General features: G+C 71.1%; 22 protein-coding genes. 12 read left to right on the top strand and 10 right to left on the bottom strand.

Annotation, left to right across the window (positions count from 1 at the left end; genetic code table 11):
• Positions 1-68 precede the first annotated feature (68 nt).
• Positions 69-353, top strand: a complete 285-nt coding sequence (locus NAF06_RS10685; protein ID WP_008583421.1) for an amphi-Trp domain-containing protein — start codon at positions 69-71, stop codon at positions 351-353.
• A 25-nt stretch (positions 354-378) separates the two neighbouring features.
• Here NAF06_RS10685 and NAF06_RS10680 read toward each other — a convergent pair whose 3' ends face one another.
• Entirely contained in the window at positions 379-936 is a 558-nt protein-coding gene (locus tag NAF06_RS10680) for a response regulator (protein WP_008583423.1), read from the bottom strand.
• Positions 937-1,241: 305 nt separating this feature from the next.
• Here NAF06_RS10680 and pan2 point away from each other — a divergent pair, with 305 nt between their 5' ends.
• The 3 genes from pan2 to NAF06_RS10665 all read left to right on the top strand — a co-directional run bounded on the left by pan2 (position 1,242) and on the right by NAF06_RS10665 (position 3,945).
• Positions 1,242-2,465 (top strand): proteasome-activating nucleotidase Pan2, encoded by a 1,224-nt coding sequence (gene pan2, locus NAF06_RS10675; protein WP_008583426.1) that lies wholly within the window; start codon positions 1,242-1,244, stop codon positions 2,463-2,465.
• 483 nt (positions 2,466-2,948) lie between these two features.
• The gene (locus NAF06_RS10670) at positions 2,949-3,494 is read left to right on the top strand and encodes a pyruvoyl-dependent arginine decarboxylase (protein WP_008583428.1); all 546 of its coding nucleotides are present in this window, start codon (positions 2,949-2,951) and stop codon (positions 3,492-3,494) included.
• A gap of 73 nt (positions 3,495-3,567) precedes the next feature.
• Positions 3,568-3,945, top strand: coding sequence for a DUF5811 family protein (locus NAF06_RS10665; RefSeq protein ID WP_006628157.1), 378 nt, complete (start codon positions 3,568-3,570; stop codon positions 3,943-3,945).
• A gap of 80 nt (positions 3,946-4,025) precedes the next feature.
• Here NAF06_RS10665 and NAF06_RS10660 read toward each other — a convergent pair whose 3' ends face one another.
• From NAF06_RS10660 to NAF06_RS10640, 5 genes are all read right to left on the bottom strand, one after another.
• On the bottom strand, positions 4,026-4,970 hold the full coding sequence (locus NAF06_RS10660) for a M14 family metallopeptidase (protein WP_008583431.1): 945 nt from the start codon (positions 4,968-4,970) through the stop codon (positions 4,026-4,028).
• 88 nt (positions 4,971-5,058) lie between these two features.
• Positions 5,059-6,681 (bottom strand): lipopolysaccharide biosynthesis protein, encoded by a 1,623-nt coding sequence (locus NAF06_RS10655; protein ID WP_008583433.1) that lies wholly within the window; start codon positions 6,679-6,681, stop codon positions 5,059-5,061.
• A gap of 91 nt (positions 6,682-6,772) precedes the next feature.
• Positions 6,773-7,759: an aldo/keto reductase gene (locus NAF06_RS10650; RefSeq protein WP_008583435.1), complete on the bottom strand. Its 987-nt coding sequence runs from the start codon at positions 7,757-7,759 to the stop codon at positions 6,773-6,775.
• An 87-nt stretch (positions 7,760-7,846) separates the two neighbouring features.
• Positions 7,847-8,221: a hypothetical protein gene (locus NAF06_RS10645; protein WP_008583437.1), complete on the bottom strand. Its 375-nt coding sequence runs from the start codon at positions 8,219-8,221 to the stop codon at positions 7,847-7,849.
• Positions 8,222-8,287: 66 nt separating this feature from the next.
• On the bottom strand, positions 8,288-9,373 hold the full coding sequence (locus tag NAF06_RS10640; protein WP_008583440.1) for a pyridoxal-phosphate-dependent aminotransferase family protein: 1,086 nt from the start codon (positions 9,371-9,373) through the stop codon (positions 8,288-8,290).
• A 124-nt stretch (positions 9,374-9,497) separates the two neighbouring features.
• Here NAF06_RS10640 and NAF06_RS10635 point away from each other — a divergent pair, with 124 nt between their 5' ends.
• From NAF06_RS10635 to NAF06_RS10625, 3 genes are all read left to right on the top strand, one after another.
• Positions 9,498-10,094 (top strand): metal-dependent hydrolase, encoded by a 597-nt coding sequence (locus NAF06_RS10635; RefSeq protein ID WP_008583442.1) that lies wholly within the window; start codon positions 9,498-9,500, stop codon positions 10,092-10,094.
• 170 nt (positions 10,095-10,264) lie between these two features.
• Positions 10,265-11,293: a thymidylate synthase gene (thyA, locus tag NAF06_RS10630; protein WP_008583444.1), complete on the top strand. Its 1,029-nt coding sequence runs from the start codon at positions 10,265-10,267 to the stop codon at positions 11,291-11,293.
• A complete protein-coding gene (locus tag NAF06_RS10625; RefSeq protein WP_008583446.1) occupies positions 11,293-11,856 on the top strand; it encodes a dihydrofolate reductase in 564 nt (187 codons plus the stop codon). The genes thyA and NAF06_RS10625 overlap by 1 nt, the downstream gene beginning before the upstream one ends.
• 33 nt (positions 11,857-11,889) lie before the next feature.
• Here NAF06_RS10625 and NAF06_RS10620 read toward each other — a convergent pair whose 3' ends face one another.
• Complete coding sequence (locus tag NAF06_RS10620) at positions 11,890-12,306, bottom strand: thiol-disulfide oxidoreductase DCC family protein (protein WP_008583447.1); 417 nt, start codon at positions 12,304-12,306, stop codon at positions 11,890-11,892.
• 148 nt (positions 12,307-12,454) lie between these two features.
• Here NAF06_RS10620 and NAF06_RS10615 point away from each other — a divergent pair, with 148 nt between their 5' ends.
• Positions 12,455-14,206 carry an HTTM domain-containing protein gene (locus tag NAF06_RS10615; RefSeq protein ID WP_008583449.1) on the top strand — a complete coding sequence of 584 codons (1,752 nt, stop codon included), beginning with the start codon at positions 12,455-12,457 and terminating at the stop codon, positions 14,204-14,206.
• Positions 14,207-14,288: 82 nt separating this feature from the next.
• On the opposite strand, the gene NAF06_RS10610 is transcribed toward NAF06_RS10615, so the two are convergent.
• Both NAF06_RS10610 and NAF06_RS10605 read right to left on the bottom strand, forming a co-directional pair.
• Complete coding sequence (locus NAF06_RS10610) at positions 14,289-15,170, bottom strand: homoserine kinase (protein ID WP_008583452.1); 882 nt, start codon at positions 15,168-15,170, stop codon at positions 14,289-14,291.
• A 197-nt stretch (positions 15,171-15,367) separates the two neighbouring features.
• Positions 15,368-15,619, bottom strand: a complete 252-nt coding sequence (locus NAF06_RS10605; protein ID WP_008583454.1) for a DUF8006 family protein — start codon at positions 15,617-15,619, stop codon at positions 15,368-15,370.
• A 125-nt stretch (positions 15,620-15,744) separates the two neighbouring features.
• On the opposite strand from NAF06_RS10605, the gene NAF06_RS10600 reads away from it, so the two are divergent.
• From NAF06_RS10600 to NAF06_RS10590, 3 genes are all read left to right on the top strand, one after another.
• The gene (locus tag NAF06_RS10600; RefSeq protein WP_008583456.1) at positions 15,745-17,019 is read left to right on the top strand and encodes a TIGR00341 family protein; all 1,275 of its coding nucleotides are present in this window, start codon (positions 15,745-15,747) and stop codon (positions 17,017-17,019) included.
• Positions 17,020-17,149: 130 nt separating this feature from the next.
• Positions 17,150-19,396 carry a formate/nitrite transporter family protein gene (locus NAF06_RS10595; RefSeq protein ID WP_008583458.1) on the top strand — a complete coding sequence of 749 codons (2,247 nt, stop codon included), beginning with the start codon at positions 17,150-17,152 and terminating at the stop codon, positions 19,394-19,396.
• A gap of 58 nt (positions 19,397-19,454) precedes the next feature.
• A complete protein-coding gene (locus NAF06_RS10590; RefSeq protein ID WP_008583460.1) occupies positions 19,455-20,204 on the top strand; it encodes an SIMPL domain-containing protein in 750 nt (249 codons plus the stop codon).
• A 74-nt stretch (positions 20,205-20,278) separates the two neighbouring features.
• On the opposite strand, the gene NAF06_RS10585 is transcribed toward NAF06_RS10590, so the two are convergent.
• Positions 20,279-21,262 carry an NOG1 family protein gene (locus tag NAF06_RS10585; RefSeq protein ID WP_008583462.1) on the bottom strand — a complete coding sequence of 328 codons (984 nt, stop codon included), beginning with the start codon at positions 21,260-21,262 and terminating at the stop codon, positions 20,279-20,281.
• Between the two features lie 199 nt (positions 21,263-21,461).
• Here NAF06_RS10585 and arcD point away from each other — a divergent pair, with 199 nt between their 5' ends.
• A complete protein-coding gene (gene arcD, locus NAF06_RS10580; RefSeq protein WP_008583464.1) occupies positions 21,462-22,931 on the top strand; it encodes an arginine/ornithine antiporter ArcD in 1,470 nt (489 codons plus the stop codon).
• The last annotated feature ends 29 nt before the right edge of the window (positions 22,932-22,960 follow it).

Here is a 22,960-nt window from a genome sequence, read left to right as displayed (position 1 = left end):
GGTCCGGGGCGGCGCTTCCGAACCGCGGCGCGGCGAGGTTTATGTTCCGACGCCGCCTACGGGCGGGTATGACAGAGGAAGTCCTCTTCGAGTCGGAGAGCCGCCGGAGTCGCGAGGAGATCGCCGCGTACCTCCGAACGGTCGCGGACTCGCTGGACGCGGGCGACGCCATCACGCTCGCGCGCGGCGACGAGTCGACGACGCTCGACCCACCCGCCCGGCCGACCTTCGAGGTGAAGGCGGAGCGCGAGGGGCCCGCCGACGGGCCGGGCGAACTCAGCGTCGAGTTCGAACTGGAGTGGGACGAAGGGAGCGGAGAATCGGGAACGGACGGCGAACTGCGGATCGAGTGATCGGTGCGGGCGGTCGCGGCCGGCGCTACGGCACTTCGCCGGGGACCTCGACGAACGCGTCGCGCGCGGAGAGGTGATCGAGCGTGTCGTCGACCTCGACGCGGACGGCCTCCATCCGCTCGATGAGCTCCTCGTACTCGTCGGAGTTGGTCGTGCCGGCGGCCTCCAGCGCCGCCTTCTTCGAGGCGAGCGCGAAGAACTCCTGGCTCTGCTCGTCGAAGGCGGCCCGGTGGAGGAGCACCTCGACGAGCGTGAGGAGGTCCTCCTTGGTGACCGGCTTCGTCTTGTAGTCGTCGAACGGCATCTCGACGATGTCGACGTCCGGCTCGACCGCGGTCAGCATCGCCACGCGGGCGTCGTACCCCTCGCCGCGGATTTCCGATAACACCTCGTGGCCCGACATGTCGGGCATCCGCCGGTCGAGGAGGACGACGTCGACCGCGTCGTCCATCGCGTCGATCGCCTCCTCGCCGCCGGTCGCGATCCGTACGTCGTAGGCCGGGTCGAGGTACACCCGGTACAGCTCCGCGAGGTCCGGCTCGTCGTCGACCGCGAGGACGGTCGCGTTCGGACCCTCCGTCATGGGAGGGCCCTCCCGGTCCGCGGCTCTCGGTTCGCGAGTGCCGGGCCGGCGCGTCCGCCCGCCGTGCGTGCGTCCATACGGTGGCCTTGCCCCGTCTTGATTTAAAAACTTCACCTCCGATTACTCGATCTGATATTCGGATCGGGCCGCCGCGGGAGCGACGCGCGACGGTCGGATCCGCGGGAGGGAACGGCCGGTCCGCGCTCGCGACGGCGGGCGGCACTCGCGGGTCCGGGCTCGGCGGTCAACGGTCTCTCCGTGACCCAAAGGCACATTTACGCCCGCATCCTATCCGACTATAACGAATGTCTCACAGCCCCTCACTGCCCGACCGCCCGCGGTTGGAGCTCGACCCCGAGATGAGCGACGCGGAGCGGCTGGAGGCGATCCGCCAGCACTTCCGGCGGATCGTTCAGGTGAACGAGGAATTAGAGGACCGGCTCGCGGACGCCGAGGGACGCCGCGGCGAGCTGAAAGACGACGTCGAGCAGCTGAAACGCGAGAACGAGGTGCTGAAGACCTCCTCGCTGTACATCGCGTCGGTCGAGGAAATCACCGACGACGGCGTCGTCATCAAACAGCACGGCAACAATCAGGAGGTGCTCACGCAGGCCGCCTCGCGGCTCGACGAGGACCTCCGTCCCGGTGACCGCGTCGCGATCAACGACTCCTTCGCGGTCCAGCAGGTGCTCGACGACGAGACCGACTCCCGGGCGCAGGCGATGGAGGTCACCGAGTCCCCGGACGTCACCTACGCCGACATCGGCGGGATCGACGACCAGATCCGGGAGGTCCGCGAGGCGGTCGAGGACCCGCTCGAAAACCCCGAGCAGTTCGAGACGGTGGGCGTCGAACCCCCGAGCGGCGTCCTCCTCCACGGCCCGCCGGGGACGGGCAAGACGATGCTCGCGAAGGCGGTCGCCAACGAGTCGGACGCCACGTTCATCAAGATGGCCGGCTCCGAGCTCGTCCGGAAGTTCATCGGCGAGGGCGCGCGGCTCGTCCGCGACCTGTTCGAGCTCGCCGCCGAGCGCGAGCCGGCCGTCATCTTCATCGACGAGATCGACGCGGTCGCCGCCAAGCGGACCGACTCGAAGACCTCGGGCGACGCCGAGGTCCAGCGGACGATGATGCAGCTGCTCTCGGAGATGGACGGCTTCGACGACCGCGGCGAGATCCGGATCATGGCCGCGACCAACCGCTTCGACATGCTCGACGAGGCAATCTTACGCCCCGGTCGCTTCGACCGCCTCATCGAGGTGCCCGAGCCCGGTCCGGAGGGCCGCGAGCGCATCCTCGAGATCCACACGCGGGACATGAACGTCGCCGACGGCATCGACCTCGGCGTCGTCGCGAGCGACCTCGACGGGTACAGCGGCGCTGACATCGCCTCGCTGGCGACCGAGGCCGGGATGTTCGCCATCCGCGACGGCCGCACCGAGGTGCGGCAGGCGGACTTCGAGGCCGCCCGCGACAAGCTTCGGGACGCCGACACCGAGGACGAACAGGTCATCAACTACCAGTACTGAGGCGCTGGAAGCGGACCGACCGCGGCTCCGACCGCTCTCGGTCCGTGTCGTGTCGAGGTTTCGAGCGTCGGCCGTGCGTGACCTTTTCGAGGGCGATTTCACGACTGCGACCACCGAAGCCCCAGCCGCGGGGACTCGATGCGCTCGCTGTGCTCCTCGTCGCTCGCGCTGCTCGCTCCTGCGGTGTTTGCGTCGCGCGTCTTCGTCCTCGCGGCTGCCCCTTCGAGTCCCGCCCCGCACAGCACCGCAGCCTCGCGCCTCCCCAGCCCCGTCGCTGGCGGTCTTCGCTTCGCTCGACCGCCAGCGACTCCCTCGCGCGTGCGCCTCGCGCCCTGTGGGCGCTCGTCGGCACGCAGAGGCGCTACGCGCCTCTGGCAGCCGGCGGCAAAGCCGCCGGCGACGCCGCCGCAGTTCGCTCCGCTCCAGACGGTCGACCGACCCGGTTCGTAACCCCTTACCTCCCGGACCGCCGATTCCTCACCGATGAACACCATCCACGTCGCGGGCGGCGTCGGGGTCGCCGACACGGCGATGGCCTCCTACGACGCCGCGCTCGCGGACGCGAACCTCCACAACTACAACCTCGTGGCGGTCTCCTCCGTCGTCCCCGCCGAGGCGACCGTGGAGGCGGTCCCGGAAGCGCCGGACTTGGGCCCCGCGGGGAACCGGCTCACGGTCGTCGAGGCGCGCCGGACGATCGGCCCGGGCGACGCGGTGGACTTCCGGGAGAGCGGCCGCGCGGGCGCTGAGGGGGCCGAGTCGAAGCGCGCGCCCCGCCGCCGCCCGGACGCGGTCGCGGGGCTGGGCTGGGCGACCGGCCCCGGTCCCGGCCTGTTCTACGAGGTGACCGGCGAGGACCCGGAGGGCGTCCGCGACCGGATCCGGGCGGGTCTCGACTCGGGTGCCGACCTCCGCGACTGGGAGCTTCCGGACCGGGAGACGCGCGTCGAGACGGTCGCCGCCGAGCCGGACCGCTACGCGACCGCGGTGGTGATCGCCGCCTACGGCGAGTCCGAACCGATCCTGTGACGCGGCCGGCCGGCTCCGGTCGCCGCCGCCGACGCCTTTTTGACTCGTTGCCGCGTACAGGTCGTGTCTTCGAATGAACGGCAACAACCCGTACGCCGGGGCACCGGGTGTGACGGACGCGGGCTCGCCCGCGGCCGTCGACCTCTCTCCGGACCAAGAACGGCAGCTCCGGCGCGCGGTCGCCGGAATCGTCTCGCGAACCGAATCGTATCTCCCCGACAGCTACGCCGTCGGCTCCGAGCTGTCCGTCGGAGCGAACGGGCCGCAGGCGACCGTCGCGGTTAACCCCCCGGCGGGCCACCCGGTCTCCGCCGGATTCACGCCGGACCCCGAGGACCTCGACGCCGGCATCGCCGAGTCCGACACCGACGAGGTCGCCCGCGGCCTCGCCGCCAGCGCCGCGGTTCAGGTGATGGACGCCGTCGGCGACATCACGCCGACCGCCAAGTAGCGACGACGAGCGTTCCGTTCCGTTCGGTTCGCGCCGCCTCCGTCAGTTTCGGTCCGTCCCGTTCTCTCCCGGTCCGTTTCTCACTCGTCCGCGTCGTGCGCCTCGTCCCTCTCGTCCGCCCCCTCGATCGGGTACACGCGGTTCTCGCCCTCACCCGGCGGTTTCACGACGCCGGTGACGTGGCCGTACATCCCGAAGATGTCGTCGTAGCCGCGCTCGCTGGCGAGGATCGGGACCACCCCCGGCTCCTCGACGCGGTGGGTGTACACGTCGTCCTCGGCGAACACCGCGCCCTCGGGGATCGCCTCGAAGTTCGCGTAGTGGACGTGCGGCTCCCCGCCGCCTTTCGGCACCTCCTCGCGGCCGGCCACCACGGTCGTCTCCGAGAACGTCGGCGGCTCGTCCGCGATCGCGCCGTGGACGCGGAGGAAGGCGAGACACGCCTCGTAGCCGAACTCGACCGCCTCCTCGCTGCCCTGTCGACCCACCTCGATCGAGACGGTGTTCGGGACCGTCGAGTCGAGCGTCGTCGACCGCAGCCCGCTCGCGTCGACGACGTGGTCGACGGGCAGCCCGGTGACGGTGCGCCGGACCGACTCCGTGAGGTCGCTGAAGATGGCGAACGGCGGCGGCGCGCTGTGGGAGGTGTGGAGCGCGAGCACGGCGTCGAATCCCTCCAGCTCGGCCGCGAGCCGCGCCGCCAGCGCGCGCTCGTACTCGTCGCTGTCGGCGTCGCCCGGGAACGCCCGGTTCAGGTCGGCGTCCGTGTAGCGAGTCTCGGCCGCGATCGCCGGCTCGTTGGCGATGATGAGCCGGACGAGCCCCTCCGAGTCCACCTCGCCGTCGGTCGTCCCGCTGCCGTCGGTCGTTCCGTCGCCGTCAGTCCCCTCGCCGCCGTCGCCGACCGGATCGAGTTCGTCCGCGAGGCGTCTCACTATCCGCACGCCGGCGGGCTCGTCGCCGTGGATCCCGCCGACGATCGCGACGCGAGCCGACCCCGCCGACCCGCGGTCGATCGTTTCCATACGCATGCTACGTCGCGGACCACGCATAAATCGTCGCGGTCCGCGGCGGGCGGCCGCTCACCGGTCGCCGACGGGCCTCCGGACGACGCTACCCGAACCGCTCCACGAGCGCGGCCCGGTACCGCCCCGCCAGCCGCCGAGCGACGAACCGGTCGCGGGGGTCGACTCCGAGGACCGCGAGCGACGCCGCGTACGCGGCGAACCCGACCGGAGCGCCGGCGAGGACCGCGGTCGCCCCGTTGAGCGGCGCGCGGACCGCGTACATCGCGCCGACGGCGACGCCGCCGGCCGCGAGCGGCGGGAGGAAGCTCCGGTCGAACGGCCACAGCCCCTCGAAGTGTCGCAGGAGCACGACCTGAATCGCGTTCTGGACCGCGATGGCGAGGGACGTGCCGAGCGCGGCCCCGACGAGCCCGTACCGGACGACGAACGCGTACGTCAAGCCGACGTTGAGGACCGCGAGCAGCCAGTCGAGCGCCATCCGGGCGTACTGGTGGTCGGTCATCATGAGGAGCCACCCGGTCGCGCCGACCGCGCTCCCGACGAACACGCCGCCGAGGTAGACGACGAGCGGCAGGTAGCCGGCGACGTACGGGTCGCCGAACAGCCCCAGGATCTCCCGGCCGAACACCGCGATCACGGCGATGACGGGGACGACCGCGGTGACGATCTGTCGCGTGACGGAGCCGTACACCGCGTTGAGCGTCTCGGTCCGGTCGCTCGCGTACAACTCGGAGGCGACCGGCGGGAGGAGTTGGTTGAAGGATAGGAGCGGGATCCACGCGACCGCGATCACCACGAGGACGACGTTGTACACCCCGGCCGCGGTCGCCGTCAGCAGCGCGCCGACGAGCAGCACGTCGACGCGGTTCTGGAACACCTTCCCGAGGCTGCTCATCGCGACGGGGGCCGCGTGGTCGTAGAACCGGCGCGCCTCCCCGCGAACGCCCCGGAGCGACGGGCGGACGCCGGTGACCGACGCGGACAGCGGGACGGCGGCCGCGGCGAGCACCGCGGTCGCGGCGACGATCGCGCCGGCGACGCCGACGACCGAGTAGCCGAGCGCGAGCGCCGCGAGCGCGCCGACGAGCCGGACGCCGGGACGGAGCAGCTTGTTGAACAGGATCTCGCCGCGTGCGGAGCCGACCGCGCGGAAGAGGGCGGACGCGACCATCACCACGCCGAGCAGCCCGACGAGGACCCCGAACGCGCGCATCGTGCCGGGAAACGCCGGCTCCGTGACGGTCCGGGCGTTTATCGCCGGCGCTGCGACCCAGACCCCGGCGGCGAACGCGACCCCGAACCCGACCGTCGTCGCGTACGCGAGGCCGGCGACGGCGCTCCGCCGCCCCGGGTCGTCCGCGTACTCGGGGAGGTAGCGCTGGATGGCGGGGACGCTCCCGAACGTCACGAGCCGGGAGAGCAACTGCGCGATCCGCCACGCCAGCGCGTAGACGCCGTAGGCGGTCGGCCCGAGCCCGCGGGTCAGGACGAACTCGGTCGCGGCCGTCAGGGCCCGCTGGCCCGCGACCCCGCCCGAGGTGAGCACGGCCCCATGAGCGATGGTCTCCAAGGCGTTGCGCTCGTCGTCGGGTATCCGATCGCTCGCGCTGCTCTCCGCGGTCGAGTCGCCCGCGCGGCCGTCGGGCTCCTCGTCACGCTCGCGCTCCCCATCTGGATCCGTCGCGGTGTCGTCGCCTTCGCGCTCCACGGTCGTCCCTGCCGATCCGGTCGCGATCGCGCCGAAAAAGGGACGCGTTTCGTCGTCGCCGTCGTCGGGGATTCACTCCCCGAATCCCGACTCACCAGCGCTGGTGGACGTGCCCCCGGACGTGTTCGTCGTACACCTCGGCCGCGGCCTCCCGTTCGGTCTCGGAGAGGGGGTCGGCCTCGCTCGCGGCCGCGTTCGACCGGACGTGGTCGGGCGTCGTCGACCCCGGGATCACGGTCGAGACCGCGTCGTGGTCGAGGATCCAGCGCAGCGCGAACTCCGGCAGCGGCCGGTCGTCGGGCAGGCGCTCGCCGAGCGCGTCGACCGCGTCGAGGCCCGCCTCGAACGGGACGCCGGCGAACGTCTCGCCCACGTCGAACGCCTCGCCCCCGCGGTTGAAGTTGCGGTGGTCGTCCTCGGGGAACTTGTCGTCGCGCGAGAGCGCGCCCGTGAGCAGCCCGGAGGCGAGCGGGACCCGACAGATCACGCCCACGTCGCGGGCGGCGGCCTCCTCCAAGAACAGCCTCGCGGGGCGCTGGCGGAAGGGGTTGAAGATGATCTGGACCGTCTCGACGCCGGGGTACTCGATCGCTTTGAGCCCCTCCTCGACGCGCTCGACGCTGACGCCGTAGTTCGCGATCCGCCCCTCGTCGGCGAGGGTCGCCAGCGCGTCGAACGTCTCCGACCGGTAGTAGACGTCCGTCGGCGGGCAGTGGAGCTGGACGAGATCCAGCGTCTCCATCCCGAGGTTCTCGCACGAGCGGTCGACAAACCGGCGGAGGTTCGCCTCCGTGTACCGCTCCGCCTCGTGCGGGTCGAGCCGGCGGCCCGCCTTCGTCGCGACCGTCACGTCGCCGCTCGCGATCTCGTCCGCGAGCGTCTCGCCGACGATCCGCTCGGAGCGGCCGTCGCCGTACACGTCGGCGGTGTCGAAGAAGTCGACCCCGGCCTCCCGGGCGGCCTCGACGGCCGCGACCGCCTCGTCTTCGGTGACCTCGCCCCAGTCGCCGCCGATCTGCCAGGCCCCGTAGCCGACCTCGCTGACGCTCCCGACGTCGCCGAGTCCTCGGTGGTTCATGTCGATCGCGAATGATCGCGGCAGACGCAAGGGCGTTCCGGAGCCCACGCGAAGGCTCCGGCTCCGACGATCGGGGTCCCCCCTCCGCTACTCGTGGGGAAACGGCAGGTGGGCCCGCCCCTCGTCCCACTCGGCGTTCATCACCCGCCATCGGGGATTGTTCCGCCACAGCGACAGCTCGTCGCGCTCCGCGAGCTCGTGTGCGGTTGTCTTGTCGTGCCCCTCGGCCCGGTGCGCGATCTCCCTGAGTTCGTGGTACAGGACGAACCGGTCGTACTTCGACCACTTCTCCGAGATCCAGACCTCGTTCTCCGGGATCCCGAGGTCGTCGGCCGCGGGCGGGTAGATCAGCTCGCCGTCGACCTCGACGCGGTAACAGGCGTTGTACTTCGATATCACCTCGTGAGGGACGTGTTCGATCGTCCACCCGCGCTCCCGGATCGCCTCGCGCGGCGACGCCATGTCCGATGATCCAGCGGCGCGCGACATGTAGGCTTCGGCGGCCTGTGAGTCGTTCTCACCCCACGCTCACAACACCGCCGCCAGCGCGTCCATCGTCTCCTCGACGCGCTCGACCCGGGCGCTGTGGCCCATATGGCCGACCCTGAGGATATCGTCCGCACCCTCGCCCAGCCCCGTCGCGAGCAGCACGTCGTGTTCCTCGCGCAGCGCCTCCTGTAGCGCCGGGGCGCGCCCGGGGACCTCGAAGGCGGTCACCGTCGGTGAACTCCGCTCCGGGTCCGGAACCGGCTCCAGCCCCAGTTCCGCGCCGCGCTCGCGACACCGCCTCGCCGCCGCCTCGTGTCGCTCTCGCACCGCGTCGAGCCCCTCGTCCAGCCACAGGTCGAGCGCCGCGTCGAGCGCGACGACCTCGGTCGTCAGGTGCGTGTACGGGAACCCGTCGCTCACGTCGCGGAACGGGAGGAAGTTCGCGTACAGCGAGTGCGGGTCGCGGGCCTCCATCGCGGCCCACGCGCGGTCGCTCACCGCGGCCGTCGCCAGCCCCGGCGGCGCGCTGAAACACTTCTGGGACGCGCCGAGACACACGTCGATCCGGTCGGTCGGCACCGGGACGCCGCCGAGCGAGGAGACGGCGTCGACGACCGTAAGTATCTCTCCGTCCGCGGCCTCCAGACGGTCGAGCGCGGTCCCCACGTCGTTGAGCGTCCCCGTCGGCGTCTCGCAGTGGACCATCGTCGCGAGGTCGAAGTCGGCGTCGTCGGCCGCGAGCGCCTCGTCGAGCGCGTCGAGCGGGAGCGGTTCGTCGCGGGGCGCGTCGACGAGCGTCGCCTCGCCGCCGTACGACTCGACGAAGTCGGCGAACCCCTCGCCGTACAGTCCGTTCGACAGGCACAGCACCTCGGTTCCGGGCTCGACGAGCGAGGCGACCGCCGCCTCCAGTCCGAGGATTCCCTCGCCGCCGAGGACGACCACGTCGCGGCCGCCGTCGGCGGCGGAGACGCCGGGGCCGACGCCGTAGACCGCCGCGAGCCGGTCCGTCAGCCGGTCGTATATCTCCCGGAACCGCGGGTCGACGTCCGGGTTGATCAGCTCGCGGGACATGGCCTCGCGCACCGGTTCGGGGACCGCGGTCGGTCCCGGCGTCATGAGCATACGCCCCCGTTCGGCCGGGCGAACATAAACGGACCGCGGCGACCGCGACCGCGACGGCCCCTCTCCGAGGACCCCGTCGCCCGACACCCTCATAAGTTCCTGTCGCCTGCGTTCCGATACGATGATGCTCCCGACCCACGTGCTGGCGGGGATGCTGCTCGCGGCCCCGCTGGTGCGGACGGCACCGGAGCTGGCCCCGGTGGGGTTCGCCGCGGGGTTCCTCGGCGGGCTGGTCCCCGACCTCGACATGTACACCGGCCACCGGCGGACGCTCCACTACCCGGTCTACTACTCCGTCCTCTCGGTCCCGGCGCTCCTCGCGGCCGTGCTGGCCACCTCGGCGGCCACCGTGGCCGTCGCCCTCTTCCTCCTCGGCGCGGCGCTCCACAGCGTCGCCGACATGTACGGCGGGGGGCTGGAGCTGCGGCCGTGGGAGGGGAACTCCGACCGCGCGGTGTACGACCACCACCGCGGGACGTGGATATCGCCGCGTCGCGGCGTCAGGTACGACGGCGCGGTCGAGGATCTCGCGCTCTGCGCCGGGCTGTCGGTCCCCCTCCTCCTCTTAGTCGAGCCGCCGCTCCGCGCGGTCGTGATCGGCACGCTCGCGGTCGCGCTCGTGTACACGGCCCTCCGCCGACGCCTCGCCGAGATCGCTGCGCTCCTGATCCCGCTCCTCCCGGACGCGCTCGACCCGTACCTCCCCGAGCGGTATCGGTGATGCCTCCTCGTGGACGCCTCGTCGTTCCCGCCCTCTCGGAGTCCCCACCGACCGGCTCGAATCACGGTCGAGGTCGCCGGCTGGATCAACGTTATTAGGTGTCCCGACTCGTTTCATCCGACAACAGTCCGCGCCGGCGACCGGATCGGTCCCGGCGCGCGCACCCCACCATGCAACAGTACCTCGACCTCGTCGACGACGCGCTCTCGACCGGCACGTACAAGCCGAACCGGACCGGCGTCGACACCATCGCGACGTTCAGCGGGCAGTACACGATCGACCTCGCCGAGGGGTTCCCCCTCCTGACGACGAAGAAGATGGACGGCTACCGGTGGAACTCGCTCATCCACGAGGTGCTGTGGTACCTCTCCGGCGAGGAGCACATCCGGAACCTCCGCGAGGAGACGAAGATCTGGGACGCGTGGGCCGACGAGGAGGGGAAGCTCGACACCGCGTACGGTCGGTTCTGGCGGCGCTACCCGGTTCCGGACGACGACGCCGCGCTCCCCGGCGAGACGTGGCCCGACGACGCGCACCGCTGGGTCACGGTAGAGGAGGCCGACGACGGGACGGAGCGCCGCACGTTCGACCAGATCGGGTACGTCCTCGACACGCTCGAAGAGGATCCCCACTCGCGCCGGATGGTCGTGAACGCGTGGCACCCGGCGAACGCCGCCGTCTCGACGCTGCCGCCCTGCCACTACACCTTCGTGGTGAACGTTCAGGACGGCCGGCTCAACCTCCACCTCACGCAGCGCTCGGGCGACATCGCGCTCGGCGTTCCGTTCAACATCGCGGCGTACGCCCTGCTCGCGAACGCGCTCGCCCAGCAGACCGGCTTCGAGGTCGGCGAGTTCGGCCACACGGTCGTCGACGCCCACGTCTACTGCGGCCGCGGCGACCGCGGGAAGTGGTACGCCAACAACCTCCGCTACGTCCAGGAGCGGCTCGCGAACGTCGACAGCAAGGAGGGGTACCTCGACGTGAAAAGCTGGGTCGAGCGCACCGCGCCCGACGAGCCGAACGGGCAGGAGGGGTACGACCACGTCCCCGGCCTGCTCGAACAGCTCTCGCGGACGCCCCGCGACCGCCCGCGGATCGAGATCGCCGACGAGCCGCTCGACGAGTTGACCTACGACGACGTGGAACTCGTCGACTACGACTCCGCGGACGGCATCTCGTTCGCGGTCGCGGAGTGATGGGAGACGCTCCGAACGAGCCGACGGCGGGCGACGACCCGGACTCCGGTCCCGACCTCGTCCTCGTCGCCGCGGTCGCCGAGAACGGCGTCATCGGCGGCGACGACGGGATGCCGTGGCACTACCCCGCGGATCTCGCGCACTTCAAGCGGCTCACGACCGGTCACCCGGTGATCGTCGGCCGGACGACCTACGAGGGGATCGCCGACCGGATCGGCGGCCCGCTCCCCGACCGCACGAGCGTCGTGGTGACGACCCGACCGATCGACGACGCCGACCTCCCCGACGGCGCGGTCGTCGCCGGCGACCTCGACGAGGCGCTCGCCCGCGCGACCGCGGACGCCGCCGACCGCGGCGTCGACGCCGTCTACGTCATCGGCGGCGCGACTGTGTACGAGCAGTTCCTCGATGCGGCGGACCGGATGGTGATAACCGAGATCCCCGAGCGCCCGGACGGCGACGTGCGCTTCCCCGAGTGGGACGCCGAGGCGTGGGCGGAGACCGACCGCGAGACGGAGGGGGACCTCGCGTTCGTCACCTACGAGCGGCGCGGCGCGGACTGACCGCCGCGGCGCGGACTGACCGCCGCGGCGCTCTCACTCGATGAACCGCGACTTCACGTCGCCCGACGGGATCATACACCGATCCTTCTTCCCGAACCACTGGTACCGGTGCTCGGCGACGAAGTCGTACACGCGGTCGCGGACCGGCGCGGGGACGTGTCGGAACGGAGAGAGCAGCCGATAGCGACCGCCGAGCCCCGCCGCGATCCGGATGACCGCCGCCGACTTCACGTAGCTCTCGCCGTCCTCGATCAGGACGATCGACTCGATCTCGTCCGTCGGGAGGCCGTGTTCGGCCAGCAGCTCTCGTCCGACGTCGGACTGGAGGGAGGCGAACCGGTACTTCCCCTCCGGGTCGCGGGGGTGAACGAACTGTACGAACCCGCTACAGAGGTTACAGACGCCGTCGAAGAGGATGACCGCGGCGTCCTCCGGGATGTCCCCGTCCATCACCTGTAACCGTACGCCGCCGCGGCAGTTCAGGATTCCGGTGGATGCGGACCGCGTCCCGCGCCCGGACGGACCGACTCGGTCCGGCGTGCGGAAAGCTTATTCCGATATCTGTCCGTCCCTCCCTACGAGGCCTCATCACACGCACATGGCTCAAACCCTCTCTCTCGCGACCGTCCGGTCGCGGTTCTCCGCCGTCGTTCGGTGGCTCTCGGCGGCGGTCGCCGCGCGGAGTTCGGTCGACCGGCGCGCGCTCGCCGCCTTCCGGATCGGGCTCGGGGCCGTGCTGATAGCCGACCTGCTCCGCCGCTCGCGGTCGCTCTCCGCCTTCTACACCGACAACGGCGTGCTCCCGCGACGCGCGCTGTTCGCCGACTACTCGGAGGTGTACTCGCTCCACGCGCTCTCCGGCGAACCGTGGGCCGTCGCGTCGCTGTTCGCTGTCGCGGGCGTCGTCGCCCTCGCGCTGGCCGTCGGCTACCGGACGCGGCTCGCGACGGCCGTCTCGTGGCTGCTGCTCCTCTCTCTCCAGGTCCGGAACCCGATGGTGTTGAACGCGGGGGACGCCCTGCTGGCGATGCTGCTCTTCTGGGGCGTCTTCCTCCCGCTGGGGTCGCGCTGGTCGGTCGACGCGATCAGGCGAGCGGACGCCGAGAGCCTCGGCGACGGCGCGACGCCCGACGCCGAAGACGGCGCGACGCCCGACGCCGAAGACGGCGCGACGCCCGACGCCGAAGACGGCGCGACGCCCGACGCTGCCGGCGGCGTCGCCGACGAGGCGGCGTCGGAACCCGGCCCCTCCGCAGGGGGGCCGCGTGGAACCGCCGTGGCGACGGTCGCCTCGCTGGGACTGCTCCTCCAGATGCTGGTGATGTACGTGACGAACGGCGTCCACAAGCTAGAGGGCGACCTCTGGATGGGCGGCGAGGCGGTCGCGTACGTCATGCAAGCGGACCACTTCACCCACCTCCTCGGCGACCACATCGCCGCGTTCCCCGGACTGCTGCGCGCGGCCACGTACGTGTGGGTCGTCCTGCTCTTCGTCTCGCCGCTTTTGATCCTGCTCACGGGGGTCCCGCGCGCCGCGGTCGCCTCGCTCTTCGTCGGCACCCACCTCGGGATGGCGGTCACGATGCGGATCGACCTGTTCCCGGTCATCGCCGTCGTCGGCTTCGTCCCGTTCTACCAGACGCCGGTCTGGGACGCCGCGGGGCGCGCGGTCGACCGGTTCGGGCCGTCGGCGACTCTCGCTCGATGGCGCGCGCGGCTCGAATCCGTCGGGGGGACGGTCGCCTCCCTCGACCGGTCGTTGTCCCGGCCGCCGCGAAGCGGCCGCCTCGCCGGCCTCTCGGACGGCGTCCGGGCGGGTGTCGAACGGAGCCGTCCGATCTTCTCGACGGTCATCCCCGTCTTCTTCGTCGTGTTGATCGTTCTCTCGAGCGCGCAGTCGGTCGGCTACGGCGAGGTTCCGGACCGCGGCGAGGAGGTGTTAGAGGCCGTCGAGATGGACCAACACTGGAAGATGTTTGCGCCCGAGCCGGTCCGCACGACGCGGTGGTTCGTCGCGCCCGGCGTCCTCGAAAACGGGAGCGAACGCGACGTGCTCCACGACGGCGAGGTCTCCATGGACCGACCGCCGGACGTCGACGCGACGTACCCCTCCGCGCGCTGGCGGAAGTACCTCTCGAACGTCTACTCGGGGGACAACGAGAGGCACCGCTCGTACCTCGCGAACCACCTCTGTGCGGAGTGGAACCGGACCCACGCGACCGGCGTCGAGAACGTCACCGTCTACCAGCTGTACGAGCGGACCGACCCGTACAACGGGAGCGTCCAGGCCGCGAACGAGTTCGAGATGATCGAGTACGACTGCTCGGGCGAGTTCGTCCAAAACGAGTGATCCGCGGGCGGGATCGCGCGGGTCGCGCGCGGTCGACCTCGCGCCGGTTCCGCGCGGTCGGCCGACGCGCCCCGTCCGCCGACTACTCGTCCAGAATCGTCGAGCCGCGGCCGATCCGACTCTGGTAGGCGCGCGCCTCGATTCCCGCCCCGTCGAAGGCGTCGAGCATCGCGGCGGCGACCCCCCTGCGGTCGCGGTCGCGGCAGGCCGCGATCACCGCAGGCCCGGCTCCACTGACGGTGACTCCCGTGGCCCCGGCGTCGAAGGCGCGCTCGCGAACCTCGTCGTAACCCGTGATCAGGCGGGCACGCTCGGGGGTGACCACCGGGTCGTCCATGCCGAGGCCGACGAGGTCGGGGTCCGACCGGCACATCCCGATCGCCAGCGTCGCCGCGTTGCCGACCGTCTCGACGAGGTCGTCCATCGGGGCGGTCTCGGGGACGACCCGGCGCGCGTCCCGGGTCGAGACCGCGACGTCCGGCAGGCAGACGACGAGGGGGATCGCGGCGTCGACCGACCGCGTCCCCTCGGCGGTCGTCACGGTGAAGCCGCCGAGGATCGACGGCGCGACGTTGTCCGAGTGCGCGACCCCGGAGACGACCGCCTCGCCCTCCGCGGCGATCGGGACCAGTTCCTCGCGGGAGAGCCCGCGGTCGTACAGCCGGTTGAGCGCGACCGCCGCGCCCGCGGCGCTCGCGGCCGAGGAGCCGAGCCCCGACGCCGGGCGCACGCCCTTGTCGATGTGGATCCGCGCCGGCGCGTCGAGCGCCTTGACGACGGCTCCGACGGTGTTCTTCTCGGGGTCCTCCGGGATGTACTGCGCGCCGACGCCCGTGACCTCGATCGTCGTCTCGGCCGCCTTCTCGACCGTGACGACATCTGCCGGCCGCGAGAGAGCGGCCCCGAACACGTCGAAGCCGCTCCCGAGGTTCGCGCTCGTCGCGGGGGCCCGTACCGTTACCATGGCGGGGAGTGTCGCTGGGGGCAAAAAAAGAAGCGGGATCGAACAGGAACCGAAACCGCGACGCGACCGACCGCACTCGTCTGCGGAACGCTGGGAGAGAGGGACGGGAACTCGGGGGAGGAGAGAAGGCGGGAACGCCGGAGGAGGGGGCGGGAACGCCGGAGAAGGGGGCGGGAACGCTCGGAAGAAGACCGGTCTCAGCTGCTGGACATCGTCCACAGCAGCGTGCCGATCAGGATGAGCGGGATGCCGACCAGGACGTAGGTCGCCGGCATCGTCGTGTACGGTGCCGCGAGGAAGACGACGCCGAAGACGGCCAAGATCGACGCGAACATCTTCTGGGACTTCAGCGGCGCGGCCCCGAGAAGCGAGACGACGAGCCCGAACAGTATGACGTGCCCGAGGTGATAATCGAGCAGGAACGTGTCGATGACCAGCGGCGAGATCATTCTTGGCTGGAGGTGCGGGCGATTCGCGCATTAAAGTTCCGTTTCTCGCGGCTCGCGGCGACCGCGCCGTTCCCACCTTATAAGGGCCGCCGGCGCGACCGGCGACCGTGCGACTCGTTCAGGTCATGATTCCGGCGGGCAAGCGCGCGGCGGTCGTCCGCGCGCTCGACGACGAGGGGGTCGACTACGTCGTCACCGACGAGACCAGCGGACGGGAGTACACCGCGGTCGCGACGTTCCCCCTGCCGACGGCCGCGGTCGAACCGGTCCTCGAACGGCTCCGCGAGGCGGGGATCGACGAGAGCACCTACACCGTCATCGTCGCGGCCGAGACGGTCATCTCCCGGCGGTTCGAGGCGCTCGAAGACGCGTACGAGCAGGACGCCGAACGCGGCGGCGACCGGATCTCCCGCGAGGAGCTTCAGGCCAAGGCGGACGACCTCGCCTCGGGGCTCGGCACGTACGTGCTGATGACCGTCATCTCGGCGGTGATCGCTACCGCGGGCCTGCTGCTCGACTCGCCCGCCACCGTGGTCGGGTCGATGGTGATCGCGCCGCTCATCGGTCCGGCGATGTCCGCCGCCATCGGGACCGTCGTCGACGACGAGGCGCTGTTCCGGCGCGGCGTGCGGATGCAGGTGCTCGGCGTCGTGGTCGCCGTCCTCGCGGCCACGCTGTTCGCGTTCGCGCTGCGCTCGCTCGCCTTAGTCCCGCCGGGGCTCGACCCGCTCGAACTCGCGGAGGTGTCCGAGCGGCTCGCGCCCAACGTCCTCGTCTTGGTCGTCGCGGTCGGCGCGGGGGTGGCGGGCATCGTCTCGCTGATGACCGGCGTCTCGGCGACGCTCGTGGGCGTGATGATCGCCGTGGCGCTGATCCCGCCCGCGGCCGCGGTCGGGATCGGGATCGCCTTCCGGATTCCGCGGCTCGTGGTCGGCGCGGGCGTCATCGTCGCGGTGAACGTCCTCTCTATCAACCTCTCCGCGCTGGTCATGCTGTGGTACGAGGGGTACCGCCCGCAGCGGTGGTTCCGCGAGGACGACGCGCGCGCGGCGTTCCTCAAGCGCGTCGCCGTGCTGGCGGTCGCCATCGCGCTCCTCTCGGTGTTCCTCGGCGGCGTCACTTACGAGTCGTACGTCGCCTCGACCACCGAGTCCGACATCCGGGCCGCCGCGAGCGACGAGCTGGCGGCGCTGAACTCGGAGTTCGAACTGCTCGAACTGAGCGTCGAGCGGACCGGGACGGTCCCGCCGCTCGAGACCGACCGGGTCGTGGTCACGGTCGGCGCGCCGCCCGGCGGCACCGTTCGGGGCATCGCGCCAGCGCTCGACGGCCGCATCGAGGCCGCGGTCGGCGGCGAGGTCACCGTGGAGGTCCGGACGGTGACCGTCGAGCGCGCCTGAGTCCGCGGCGACCGCGGAGGGTCCCGACGCCGAACGCCGTCCCCCTGCCGACCGCACCGCGGTCCGGTCGTTCTCGCCGGGATGAACGGAAGAGCAAGGGCTTTTTATCGGGGCTCCGTGGCCTCCGGCAGTGACCGACTCAGAGCAACCCGACGACGATTCGATGCGGGAGGTCGTCGAGCGGTCCCGGAGCGGCGCGCCGGCGGTCGGCGAGGCGGTCAGGGACCGGTTCTCCTCCGACGAGGTGTTTCAGCGGATCATCGCGGCCGCGGACGAGGAGGTGACCTCGGGGAGCCGCGAGCTGTTTTTCAGCGGTCTCGCCGCCGGGCTGGCGATCACGATCACGTTCATGCTGTACGCGTCGCTGACCGCGGCGACCGACTCCCACTCGATCCTCAGCGTCCTCCTCTATCCGCTCGGGTTCATCTACATCATCATCGGCGGCTACCAGCTGTACACCGAGAACACGCTGCCGCCGGTGGCGCTCACGCTCGAACGGCTCGCGAGCCTCCCGACCCTGCTGCGCCACTGGACTATCGTGCTCGCGGGCAACTTCGTCGGCGGCGTGGTCGGCGCGGCCGTCCTCTCGTACGGCGGCGTCTTCACGGGCGACACCGTCGAGGCGGCGCGGTACATCTCCGAGGGCGGCTTCGGCGTCCCGTTCGTCCCGCTGTTCTTCAAGGCCGCGATGGCGGGGCTCATCGTCGCGGGCGTCGTCTGGGTCGGCTTCGCCTCCACCGACTCGATGAGCCGGATGCTCGTCGTCTACCTCGCGTTCCTCGCGATCCCGCTCGGCGACCTGTTCCACGTCGTCGTCTCCTTCACCGAGGTCGTCTACCTGTTCTTCCAGTACGGCATCCCGCTGTACGGCGCGGAGATAAGCCTCTACAGCGGGATGGTCGGCTTCGTCCTCCCGGTGCTGCTCGGGAACACCATCGGCGGCGTCGTCCTGGTGACGCTCGTCAACTACTTCCAGACGAGCGAGGAGCGGCTGGAGGAGGCGCGCTTCGAGGGCGTCAGCCGTCGGCTGACCGTACCCGAGTGGGTGTTCGGCCGGGCGGCCGGGCGGTCGTACGTCCCGATCCTCGACGCCACCGAGGCGACGCTGTTCGCGGGCGAGGGGTACCGCGTCATGGTGCCGATCACGAACCCGCGGACCGACGGCCCGATCGTCGAGCTGGCGGCGCGGCTCGCGAGCAGCCACGAGGACGGCGTCGTCCACATCGTCCACGTCGTCCAAGCGCCCGAGCGCATGTCGCTGTCCTCCGGCGACGCCGGCCAGCGGATCGCGGACGCCTCCGCCGAGGGGATGGAGAACCTCCGGTCGACGGCGGCGGACTACAATGTCGAGGTGTCCACGTCGACGGTGATCTCGCACCGCTCGTTCGAGGAGGTGTTCAACATGGCTCGGCGGACGCGTCCGGACTCGGTGCTGATGGGGTGGGGCGACGACCAGCTGTGGAGCGCCGCCCGCGCCGAGCGCCCCATCGACGAGCTGACGAACCAGCTCCCCTGCGACTTCCTCATCCTCAACGAGCAGGACCTCGACACCTCGCGGATCCTCATCCCCACCTCCGGCGGCCCGGACTCGGACCTGAGCGCGGAGGTGGCCCGGGTGCTCGCGGACACCGCCGACGCCGAGGTGACGCTGCTCCACGTGGTCGACGACCCCGCGGACAGGGCGCGGGGCGAGGCGTTCCTCGCGGCGTGGGCGGAGGAACACGGCCTCGGCGACGCGGAGCTCGTCGTCGACGACGGCGGCGACGTCGAGGACGGCATCTGCCGGGCGGCCGCCGACAAGACCCTCGTCATCATCGGGGCCACGGAGAAGGGTCTGCTCTCGCGGCTCGTCTCGGACTCGCTCCACCTCGACGTGATCCACGAGGTCGACGCCTCGGTGCTGCTCACCGAGCGGCCCAGCTCCCGGTCGCTGCGCGAGCGGCTGTTCGGCACCGGCCGGCGCGCGACCGACATGTCGGGTGGCGTCGAGCGCGACCCGGAGGAGTCGGAGGGGACCGACGTGCGCGCCGTCGAGAGCCGCGTCGTCGACGGCGGGAACGGCGGCGGTGACGGCGACCGTAACGGCGGAGACGGCGGCGACCGCGACGGCCGTAACGGCGGGAACGGCGGCGACGAGGAGTCCCACACCGGGGGATCCGACGGCGACCGATCCGAGGGCGCGGACGCGGCCGTCGACGACGCGCTCGACGCCGACGGGGCGGGCGGCGACGGGACGTCCGCCGAGGACGGGCCGGAGGACGAACAGCCACACCTCGACGACACGTACGTGGTGGACCACGACGAGGCCGACGAGGAGGCGGCCGAGGAGGAGGCCGCCGAGGACGCGGCGGACGACCGCGCCCGCGGCGACGAGTAGCGAAAACGGTTCTTTGCGCCATCGTCGTTTTATAGGTCTCCCCCGTCGATCGGCCGGTATGGACAGACGACTGACGGCACTCATCGGCATCGCGGCGCTCGTCGCGCTCGCCGGCTGCTCGGGGTTCGCGGGGACCGCCACGCCGGCCGACGGCGACGAGGCGCAACTGGAGCGGAGCATCACCGTGACGGCCGCGGGCGAGGCGACCTCGACACCCGACCGCGCCACGCTCCGCGTCGCGGTCACCGCGACGGGCGGGGACGCCGCCGCGGTCCGCGACGAGTTGGACGCGGGCGATGAGGAGCTCCGGACGGCGCTGACCGAGTGGGGACTCGACGACGACGCAATCCGGACCGACGAGTACGACGTCCGAGAGAGCTACGAGACCCGGGACGACCCCAACCGCACGCGGTACGACGGCACGCACCGATACGCGATCGAACTCGACGACGTCGACGCCGTCGGCGAGGTCATCGACGTCGCGGTCGACGCGGGCGCGGACGAGGTCCAGCGGATCCAGTTCGGCCTGAGCGAGGAGCGCGAGCGCGAGGTCCGCGAGGAGGCGATCCGGACGGCGATGGCGAACGCCGACGACGACGCGGGCGCGCTCGCGAACGCGAGCGGGCTTGAGGTGTCCGGCGTCTACGAGGTGTCGACCGCGCAGTCGCGGTCGCGGCCGTACGTGGCCGAGTCGTTCAACGCCGCGGCGGGCGGCGGGGACGGGTCCGGGGCCTCGACCGCGGTCGAAACCGGCGACGTGAGCGTGACCGTCTCCGTGAACGTCGTGTACGAGGCGGTCCCGGCCTGACCGGATGCGTTCGGTCGCCTCGCTCTTTTTGCTGACGGCGCGACGAAGGGGATGAGGAAGCGGAGCCTGTCCGACTACTCCCCGTCGCGGGTGGGGAGGTCCGGCTCGTAGCCGACCGCGTCGACGGCCATGTCGAGGACGGCCTCGACGTTCTCGTTCTCCGTGACGCTCATCGTCGCGTCGACGGACTCGGCTTTGACCGCCTCGAAGCGGTCGTGTTTGTTCGCCACCGTGAGCAGCGGCACGTCCGCGCCGAACAGCTCGCGGACCTCCTCGCGGAGCTCTAGCTGGACGTCGAGCGGGTAGCCGCAGTCGCCGGAGGGGTCGATCACGAAGACGACCGCGTCCGCGAGGTGTTCGAGGGCGCTCACCGCCTGCCGCTCGATGTCGTTGCGCTCGTCTTCCGGGCGGTCGAGGAGTCCGGGCGTGTCGACGATCTGGTAGCGGACGTGGTTCCGCTCGAAGTGGCCGATCTGGATCCCCTTCGTGGTGAACGGGTACTCCGCGATCTGGTTCGACGCGCGGGTGACGCGGTTGACGAACGAGGACTTCCCGACGTTCGGGTAGCCGGCGACGACGATGGCCGGCTCGTCGGGCCGGATGTCCGGGAGCACCTTCAGCTGGTCGCGCGAGTCCCCGATGTACCGCAGGTCGTCGCCGATCTGGTCCATCACGTCCGCCATGCGGGCGAACGCCTGCTTGCGGTGTTTGCGCGCGGTGTCGACGTCGGAGTCCCGGATCTTCGTCGTGTACTCGTCGCGGAGGTCCTCGATCTGGCGGCTGGCCCACATCACCTGCGAGAGCGCCTGCCGGAGGCGGTCGACGTCGACGATGGCGTCCGCCAGCTCGTAGTAAAACGGGTCGACGTCGAAGCCGAAGTCGGGCCACGAGGTGACGACGTTCTCCAAGTTGTCCGAGAGCACGTTGCCGGCGGTCCGTAGCATCGACTCCTGCGCCTCGTGGCCGCGCTTCGCGCGCCCGGCCCGAGCCGCCCGCGAGAACGCCTTGTCGACGAGTTCCTCCGAGCGGGGGGTCGTCGGGAGGCCCTCAAATATCATGTTGCCCCGACTTGACCGCGGACCCGTATAAGACCGTCCGTTCGCGGACCGCCGCGACACGGCGGCACACGGTCGGACGCGCCGAGTCTCGGGGGAACGGCTCGGGGGCCGACGCCAAACTGAGACACCGATGAACGATTGTTATACTATTCGCTCATATTCCGAGTCATACTTATGCTTCAAGGGAATATAGCCGTTCATGGCACGCTCGTTCACGCCGACGGCGTACGAGGACCTCGACCCAGACCGCCGCCCCAGCTTCGCGACGGCGCTGGTCCCGGTCCTCGCCGTCGTGGCGTTCCTCGGCATCGGCTCGGCCGTCCTCGGCCTGGACCCGCACCCCCCGCTCCTCTGGAGCATCGCCTTCGTCGGCGCGTTCGGGCTGTGGCTCGGCTACGACTGGGACGACCTGTTCGACGGTATCGCGAACGGACTCGTGATGGGGCTCCAGGCGATCCTCATCATCTTCACCATCTACGGGCTGATCGCGACGTGGGTCAGCGCCGGCACGATCCCCAGCCTGATGTACTACGGGCTGGAGATCCTCTCGCCGACGACGTTCCTCCCGGCGGCCGCGGTCCTCGCCGCCGTCGTCGCGTTCGCCATCGGCTCCTCGTGGACCACGGTCGGCACGCTCGGCGTCGCCTTCGTCGGCATCGGGGCGGGACTCGGCGTCCCCGCCCCGATGACGGTCGGGGCCGTCCTCTCGGGCGCGTACGCCGGCGACAAGCAGTCGCCGCTCTCCGACACCACCAACCTCGCGGCCGGCGTCACCAACACCGACCTGTACGCGCACATCCGTCGGATGCGGACCGGCACCGCGATCGCCTTCGGACTCGCCGTGGTCGCGTTCGCCGCGGTCGGGCTCCAGATCAGCGGCTCCATCCCGGTGGGCCGGATCACCGACATCCAGAACGGGCTCACCGAGACGTACGCGATCACCGCCGTCGCCTTCGTCCCGCTGGTCGTCACCTTCGGGCTGGCGCTGCGCGGCTACGCCGCGCTCCCGACCCTCGTCGCCGGCGTCTTCGCCGGCGCGCTCACGACGATCGTCCTTCAGGGGGCCGGCTTCGTCGCCGCGTGGGAGACGTTCATGTACGGCACCGCGCCGGAGTCGGCCTCGGAGACGGTGAACGAACTCCTCGCGACCGGCGGGCTCACCGGCTCCGCGTGGACGATCACGGTCGTCGTCGCCGCGCTCTCGCTCGGCGGGATCTTGGAGCGCACGGGCGTCCTCGCGGTGATCGCCCACGCCTTCACGTCGGCGGTGCGCAGTCCCGGAGCGCTCGTCGCCGGGACCGGCCTCTCGGCGATCTTCATCAACGCGCTCACCGCCCAGCAGTACATGAGCATCGTCCTCCCGGGCGTCACGCTCCGGAACACCTACGACGAGTTCGGGCTGGACAGCGACCAGCTCTCCCGCGCGGTCGAGGCAGCCGGGACTCCGACCGGCGCGCTGTTCCCGTGGCACGCGGGGGCCGTCTTCATGGCGAGCGCCACCGGCGTGCCGACGGTGGAGTACGCGCCGTACTTCCTGTTCGCGTTCTTCTCGCCGCTCGTGTTATTCGGCATGGCGCTGACCGGTTTCACCATCGACGTGAACCCGGTCTCGGCCGACGCCGGTGACCTCGACGAGACGGCGACCCCGACTCCCGGCGGCGACGACTGACGCTCACCTCCCGGTCCGTCGGCCGTCTC

The sequence above is a fragment of the Halorubrum hochsteinianum genome, assembly GCF_023702125.1.
Classification (GTDB): Archaea; Halobacteriota; Halobacteria; order Halobacteriales; family Haloferacaceae; genus Halorubrum; species Halorubrum hochsteinianum.
The sequence above is the reverse complement of the archived record's forward strand: the minus strand, read 5'-3'. Positions and strand labels throughout refer to the sequence as shown.

What these genes read in the sequence shown, in the direction of transcription:
- NAF06_RS10685 (WP_008583421.1), top strand. Translation starts at nt 69, where the DNA reads ATGACAGAGGAAGTCCTCTTCGAGTCGGAGAGCCGCCGGAGTCGCGAG.
- NAF06_RS10680 (WP_008583423.1), bottom strand. Translation starts at nt 936, where the DNA reads ATGACGGAGGGTCCGAACGCGACCGTCCTCGCGGTCGACGACGAGCCG.
- pan2 (WP_008583426.1), top strand. Translation starts at nt 1,242, where the DNA reads ATGTCTCACAGCCCCTCACTGCCCGACCGCCCGCGGTTGGAGCTCGAC.
- NAF06_RS10670 (WP_008583428.1), top strand. Translation starts at nt 2,949, where the DNA reads ATGAACACCATCCACGTCGCGGGCGGCGTCGGGGTCGCCGACACGGCG.
- NAF06_RS10665 (WP_006628157.1), top strand. Translation starts at nt 3,568, where the DNA reads ATGAACGGCAACAACCCGTACGCCGGGGCACCGGGTGTGACGGACGCG.
- NAF06_RS10660 (WP_008583431.1), bottom strand. Translation starts at nt 4,970, where the DNA reads ATGGAAACGATCGACCGCGGGTCGGCGGGGTCGGCTCGCGTCGCGATC.
- NAF06_RS10650 (WP_008583435.1), bottom strand. Translation starts at nt 7,759, where the DNA reads ATGAACCACCGAGGACTCGGCGACGTCGGGAGCGTCAGCGAGGTCGGC.
- NAF06_RS10645 (WP_008583437.1), bottom strand. Translation starts at nt 8,221, where the DNA reads ATGGCGTCGCCGCGCGAGGCGATCCGGGAGCGCGGGTGGACGATCGAA.
- NAF06_RS10640 (WP_008583440.1), bottom strand. Translation starts at nt 9,373, where the DNA reads ATGCTCATGACGCCGGGACCGACCGCGGTCCCCGAACCGGTGCGCGAG.
- NAF06_RS10635 (WP_008583442.1), top strand. Translation starts at nt 9,498, where the DNA reads ATGCTCCCGACCCACGTGCTGGCGGGGATGCTGCTCGCGGCCCCGCTG.
- thyA (WP_008583444.1), top strand. Translation starts at nt 10,265, where the DNA reads ATGCAACAGTACCTCGACCTCGTCGACGACGCGCTCTCGACCGGCACG.
- NAF06_RS10625 (WP_008583446.1), top strand. Translation starts at nt 11,293, where the DNA reads ATGGGAGACGCTCCGAACGAGCCGACGGCGGGCGACGACCCGGACTCC.
- NAF06_RS10620 (WP_008583447.1), bottom strand. Translation starts at nt 12,306, where the DNA reads ATGGACGGGGACATCCCGGAGGACGCCGCGGTCATCCTCTTCGACGGC.
- NAF06_RS10615 (WP_008583449.1), top strand. Translation starts at nt 12,455, where the DNA reads ATGGCTCAAACCCTCTCTCTCGCGACCGTCCGGTCGCGGTTCTCCGCC.
- NAF06_RS10610 (WP_008583452.1), bottom strand. Translation starts at nt 15,170, where the DNA reads ATGGTAACGGTACGGGCCCCCGCGACGAGCGCGAACCTCGGGAGCGGC.
- NAF06_RS10605 (WP_008583454.1), bottom strand. Translation starts at nt 15,619, where the DNA reads ATGATCTCGCCGCTGGTCATCGACACGTTCCTGCTCGATTATCACCTC.
- NAF06_RS10600 (WP_008583456.1), top strand. Translation starts at nt 15,745, where the DNA reads ATGATTCCGGCGGGCAAGCGCGCGGCGGTCGTCCGCGCGCTCGACGAC.
- NAF06_RS10590 (WP_008583460.1), top strand. Translation starts at nt 19,455, where the DNA reads ATGGACAGACGACTGACGGCACTCATCGGCATCGCGGCGCTCGTCGCG.
- NAF06_RS10585 (WP_008583462.1), bottom strand. Translation starts at nt 21,262, where the DNA reads ATGATATTTGAGGGCCTCCCGACGACCCCCCGCTCGGAGGAACTCGTC.
- arcD (WP_008583464.1), top strand. Translation starts at nt 21,462, where the DNA reads ATGGCACGCTCGTTCACGCCGACGGCGTACGAGGACCTCGACCCAGAC.